The organism is uncultured Campylobacter sp. (genome assembly GCF_938031315.1).
In the GTDB taxonomy this organism is placed as follows: domain Bacteria; phylum Campylobacterota; class Campylobacteria; order Campylobacterales; family Campylobacteraceae; genus Campylobacter_B.
On record NZ_CALHHT010000526.1, the window covers coordinates 1 to 5,686 of the forward strand.

At 46.9% G+C, this 5,686-nt stretch carries 4 protein-coding genes and 1 pseudogene; 3 read left to right on the forward strand and 2 right to left on the reverse strand.

The window, feature by feature from the left end; translation table 11 throughout:
- The first annotated feature begins 257 nt into the window (after positions 1-257).
- A complete protein-coding gene (locus Q0236_RS13045; RefSeq protein WP_297918956.1) occupies positions 258-1,184 on the forward strand; it encodes a tRNA-dihydrouridine synthase in 927 nt (308 codons plus the stop codon).
- Here Q0236_RS13045 and Q0236_RS13050 read toward each other — a convergent pair.
- On the reverse strand, positions 1,161-1,526 hold the full coding sequence (locus Q0236_RS13050; RefSeq protein WP_297918958.1) for a hypothetical protein: 366 nt from the start codon (positions 1,524-1,526) through the stop codon (positions 1,161-1,163). The two genes, Q0236_RS13045 and Q0236_RS13050, sit on opposite strands and share 24 nt — an antisense overlap.
- Before the next feature lie 216 nt (positions 1,527-1,742).
- On the opposite strand from Q0236_RS13050, the gene Q0236_RS13055 reads away from it, so the two are divergent.
- Entirely contained in the window at positions 1,743-2,474 is a 732-nt protein-coding gene (locus tag Q0236_RS13055; RefSeq protein WP_297918961.1) for a metallophosphoesterase, read from the forward strand.
- 121 nt (positions 2,475-2,595) lie between these two features.
- On the opposite strand, the pseudogene Q0236_RS13060 reads toward Q0236_RS13055, so the two are convergent.
- Positions 2,596-3,414: pseudogene (locus Q0236_RS13060) on the reverse strand (prephenate dehydrogenase).
- Between the two features lie 81 nt (positions 3,415-3,495).
- On the opposite strand from Q0236_RS13060, the gene bamA reads away from it, so the two are divergent.
- On the forward strand, positions 3,496-5,686 hold a 2,191-nt coding region (gene bamA, locus Q0236_RS13065), incomplete at its 3' end, for an outer membrane protein assembly factor BamA (protein ID WP_297918964.1).

Consider the following 5,686-nt stretch of genomic DNA (forward strand, 5'->3'; position numbering starts at 1 on the left):
GTCGAAATTTTAAAATTTTGAAATTTTATGAAAACGACGGTCGTAAAAGAAACAACGCTTTTTAAAATTTCAAAATTTCATTCAGCTTAAATTTCCTAAATTTAGAAAAAGCGTGCTCGTTTCGCCTTCCGGTCTTTAAATTTAAAGACGCGAGCTTCGGCGTTCAAATTTTCTGAAGAAGGACCGCAAAATTTTAAAATTTAAACGCAGCGCAGAGAGTTCTAAGCCTAAAATCAAATTTGAAATAAGAATTTAAAATGACGGAAGATTTTTTTAAAAGGGACCCTCTATTTTTGGCGCCTTTGGCGGGCTTTTCGGATCCGCCGCTGCGGGGCGTAGTGAAAAAATTCGGCTGCGACGCGACCGTAAGCGAGATGATAAGCGCAAACGCCCTTGTTTTCGAGGGCGAAAAGACGCTAAAGATGCTCGAAAAAAACGCCGCCGAAACCCCATTTTTCGTGCAGATCGCAGGCAGCGATGCGGAAATCATAAAAAAGGCGGTTCTGCTCATCAATAAATTTGACGGTATCGACGGCATCGATCTAAACTGCGGCTGTCCGGTTCCTAAAGTCGTGAAGCAGGGTGCCGGCTCGGCGCTGCTGCTTGATCTGCCGCGCCTATCGCGCCTAGTCGAGACGATCAAAAAATATTCGAACAAAAAATTTACGAGTGCGAAGGTGCGGCTGGGCTTTGGCGCCGTGGATATCGAAAATATCGCGCGTGCCGTACAGAGCGCCGGAGCCGATTTTATCGCCATCCACGGGCGCACCAGAGCGGGCGGATACAGCGCGGCGGTGGATTACGGCGCGATCGCAAGAGCCAAACGCGCGCTGCAAATCCCAGTGATCGCAAACGGCGACATAAACTCCGCCAATGCGCTCGCAGTGCGAGACCTTAGCGGCGCAGACGCGCTGATGATCGGTCGCGCGGTAATCGGCAGGCCGTGGATCTTTCGCGAGATCAAAACGGGCAAGCAGGCAAGCGACGCGCTAAAAAGGGAGGTCGTGCTTTATCATTTCTCCCAAATGCTAAGCCATTACGGTAGCCACGGCGTAGCGATATTTCGCAAGCATCTGCACGAATACTCCAAGGGGCGCGAAAACGCCGCAAGCTTTCGCGAGCAGATCAACCACGTCGCCGCTGAGAGCGAAATGACTCGGCTAATCGAGGAATTTTTCGCCTAAATTTAGAATTTTAGGAACTCTGATGATTATTTTAAAAATTATAGCCTGTGCGTTTTCGATGGGTTTTTGCTTGATGTGCATTTTAAGTTTAATGGGCTTTTTTATAGGGCAGATTTTTGACACATCTAGCGTCCGGTTTGACGATCCCTTAGAATGGCTACAGCAGAAGTGCGTATATTTCCTATTTTTGTGGATATTTTTCTGCGGGGTTTGTGCGGTGCTTGCCGCAAAGTTAAAGGATTTTGGTAAGCTCACTGATTTTTTCGTCAATCTATTTTTGCCTACAGTGGCGATTTGGATACTATCGCCATATTTAGGGATAATAATTGCGGCCGTTTGCATTTCGGATACACACCTTGTTGACTTCTATTCCGCATTGCTTAGCGCATTAATATCTATCGTTCTTTTTATGATCGTCGTAGCCGAGGTCTTAAAGCAGATTTATCCGCCTAAGTCCTAGCGCGCGGAATTTTAAAATTTAGCGCAGAGCTTTTATCTACCGCTTATATCACAGCTCGCGCATTAAAAGGCGAGGGCGTTAAAATTTAAGGAGAAATTATGCAAAATATCTACATCATAGGCGATGTGCATGGCTGCTACAGGTCACTTTTGGCTCTGATAGAGCAGTTGCCGCATAAATTTGATAGCAAAATTTGCTTCGTGGGCGATCTGATCGACCGAGGTCCTGCGAGCGCAGATGTGGTTGAGTTTGTGCGAGCAAGAGGATACGACGCGGTGATGGGCAATCACGAAAAGCGCTTTGTAAGCAACGCAAAAACCGCTCTGAGATGCGCAAAGACGGGCAAATTTACGAGTTCAAACGACCTTTACGCATTTTTTAGCTTGGACGAAAGCTGGCTGTTTAATAATGGCGGCAAGACGACGCTGGCATCGTATTATCGCCGCGGAGGCGTAGAGCAATGCAAGGAGCATCTGCGGTTCGTCTCGCGGCTGCCGATTTACCTCGAGTATGATTTACGCGATGAAAGTGGTCGCGCGCTCGTCGTATCGCACTCTGCGGTAGGGCGTATGTGGCGGCTCAGACACGACGCCGCGCGTGCGGAGAGCTTCGCCGCTCACGTGCTAAGCGGGCGCGGAGATGATAGCGCGAATGATGGAATTTTTAATGTCTACGGGCACACGCCGGTAAAAAAGCCCGTCATTACGGAATTTAGCGCAAATATCGATCTGGGCTGTGTTTATAAAAAGCACTGGGGCGAGAAGGCGAGGCTTTGCGCGCTGGAATTTCCCTCAAAGAGAATTTTCACGCAAGAATGCATAGATTTTTGAGTTTGCATCCATGCTCGCACGTATTAAAATTTAAATTTGTGCGGGCTGTTTGAAAGCGAAATTTTAGAATTTAAAGGCGTGCTCTTGCAGCGTCCGTCGCGTAGCCAGATCGCGTGAAATTTCAAATAATATCCCTTAGCTTACGCGCTTCATACATCCACGCCTCAAGCTCATCCCAGCGCTCGTCACGAATCATCCCCACGCAAAGATCCAGTTCGTTTTTAAAAGCATCAATCGCGCTTAGCAGGTTCGTGCGGTTTTGCTTAAAAATATCGACCCACATCTGCGGCGAGCTTTTGGCGATACGGCTCATGCCCGAAAAGCTACCGCCGGCTAAATTTATAATATTGCGGCGATTTTCCTCTTTTAGCACGCTATTTACGAGCGAGTAGCTGATCGCATGCGGCAGGTGCGAGATGAGCGCCACGTGGTGATCGTGGCTTTTTGCGTCCATAAATACGATCTTCATCCCCGCGAATGAAAAAATTTCGACCGCTCGTTTGATATGCACTTCGTCCGCGCCGTGATCGTCGCAGATAACGACTACTGCGCCGTTTAAAAGCTCTTTAAACGCCGCTTGCGGGCCGGAGTTTTCGGTACCAGCCATCGGGTGAGCTGCGATGAAATTTCGTCTGATCTGTGGAGGGCAGTTTTGCAAAATTTTAAATTTAGTGCTTCCCAGATCGATGATCGTCGTCTCGCTTCTGCAGTCGCTTAGCTCTTGCAGGGTACGCAAGAGCTAAGCGACAAATATCGCGTCGCAGCTTTGCTTCATCTGCTCTAGACTTAAAATTTCATGTACGAGCCCGAGCCGCAGAGCTTCTTTTTCATTTTCGCGGCTGATGTCGCAGCCGTAGACGGCGCTGATGATTTTGGTACTCTTCAGACATAGCCCGAGTGAGCCGCCTATGAGACCTAGACCGATGATTCCTATCTTCATAAAATTCCTTTTTGATATATGCAAGTTTTAATTTTAATGTGGTATTATACGCAAATTATTTTCGTTTTTAGGTAAAATTTTATGAAAAAAAGCGTTTTTTTACTCTTAGTAGGCGGGCTTTCCGTAGCATGCGCCACGCAGATCAAATCCATTAAATTTGAAGGACTTAGACACCTCTCTCCGCAGGTCGCACAGCAAATTTCGGGGCTTAAAGTAGGCGATCAAATCACCGGCGAAAATACCAACGCCGCGATTTCAAATTTATTCGCACAGGGCTATTTTAGCGACGTTTATATCAGCGAGCAGGGCGGAGACGTAACGATCAACGTAACCGAGAAGCCGACCATAGCCAAAGTCGAGATCAAAAACGTAGTCACCAACGACCGCGACAAGATCAATGAGCTCATCGGTCTGCGTCCGGGGCAGGTTTACGACGAGGTGGCGGTCAAAAAAGCTGAGACGCGCATCAAGCAATACTACGAAGTCAAGGGCTTTTTCGACACCGTGGTGGAATTTTATCCAAAGCCGATAAACGACGATAAATCGGTCATCTTGCTAACGATCGAGGTAAATCGCGGCGAAAATATCATAATCGATAAGGTAAATTTGGTGGGTGCGGACAAGCTTGACTACGGCGATATAGAGCCATCCGTCGCCAATAAAGAGCGTGAAATTTTAGGCTGGATGTGGGGCTTTAACGACGGCAAGGTAAAAACCGCCGAGCTTCCTAACGACGCAAATAGAATTCAAGAAGAATATTATAAAAAAGGCTACTTAGACGCGCAGGTTTCGGCGCCGCTACTTAATGCCGATATGGATAATTACACTGCCGATCTTACCTACTATATCAGCGAGGGCGAGCAATACACCGTAAGCTCCGTAGATATCGAGTATCCTGCAGATATAATCAAGCTTGATAAAGAAAAGGTTTTGGACGATTTTAAGCTTCAAAAGGGCGATACAATGAATTCCGAGCGTTTGCGCCGCGATATGAATACGCTAGAGACTTTAGTCGCGGATCAGGGATACGCCTATGTGCGCATCGTGCCTAAGACTAAGCAGGACAAAGAAGCTCGCACAGTCGCTATCACGTATCAAGTCATCCCGGAGGATAAAGTCTATATTAGAAACGTAACGATTTCGGGCAACGATAAGACCGAGGACAAGGTCATACGCCGCGAGATGTATTTGACCGAAGGAAATTTATATAGCAAAACCGACTACAACGATTCGTTAAATTCTTTAAAACGCACGGGATATTTCGATGAGGTGGAGATTAAAGAAAACCGCGTTTCTAACGATCAGATCGATCTTGAAGTCGCAGTCAAAGAAGCTCCTACAGGCTCTATCACGGGTGGTATCGGATATGGCAGTGAGGATGGAATTTTACTTAGCGGTGGTATCAGCGATCGTAACGTATTCGGCACCGGCCTTCACGGCGCGTTCTCGGTTGAAAAGAGCGACGATCAGTTAAGCGGACGCTTGAGCTTAACCAATCCTAGAGTGTTTGATTCTGAGTATAGCTTGGGCGGATCGATCTTTGCCAATGACTATGACTGGGACGATTACGATGAGAAATCTTACGGATTTTCAATCACGGGCGGTCGCAAGATCGGGCGTAATACCGATGTAAGCCTTACGTATTATCTCGAAAAAAGCGAGATTAAGGGCTTAAACGAATATTACGCCAAAGCAGGCTATCTAGATGGCAAGAATTTAAAAAGCTCGATTATCCCGTCTATTACATACAACAGCACCGATGATTATTACTTGCCAAGAAGCGGTATGATCGCAAGTGCTAGCTTAGAATACGCGGGTCTTGGCGGCGATATGGACTACACCAAGGCGCGAGGATCGTTTAACTACTATTTTGGCTTGCGAGATTATATCGATCACGACATTATCTTTAGATACAAAGCTGCAACGGGCTATATGTGGGAAGGTAATAAAAAGATTCCGATCAACGAAAAGCTATTCCTAGGCGGAATGAAAAGCATTAGAGGCTACGAAGGTCGCAGTATCCCGAAAAAAGAGATTTGCTTAAATGCAAATAATTGCCGCTATATCGAAACAGGCGGTATGCAGAGCTTCAATAACTCCTTTGAGCTAAGCTTTCCGGTGGTAGATAGGCTTAAAATGCGCTTTGTAACGTTTTTTGACTACGGAATGATCGGCGATCATGACTGGAATGAGGAGGAGCGCTACAGCACGGGTGCCGGTATCGAGTGGATGACGCCGATGGGGCCTTTGCAACTATACTTCGTTAAGCCGC

What these genes read in the sequence shown, in the direction of transcription:
- Q0236_RS13045 (WP_297918956.1), top strand. Translation starts at nt 258, where the DNA reads ATGACGGAAGATTTTTTTAAAAGGGACCCTCTATTTTTGGCGCCTTTG.
- Q0236_RS13050 (WP_297918958.1), bottom strand. Translation starts at nt 1,526, where the DNA reads ATGCAAACGGCCGCAATTATTATCCCTAAATATGGCGATAGTATCCAA.
- Q0236_RS13055 (WP_297918961.1), top strand. Translation starts at nt 1,743, where the DNA reads ATGCAAAATATCTACATCATAGGCGATGTGCATGGCTGCTACAGGTCA.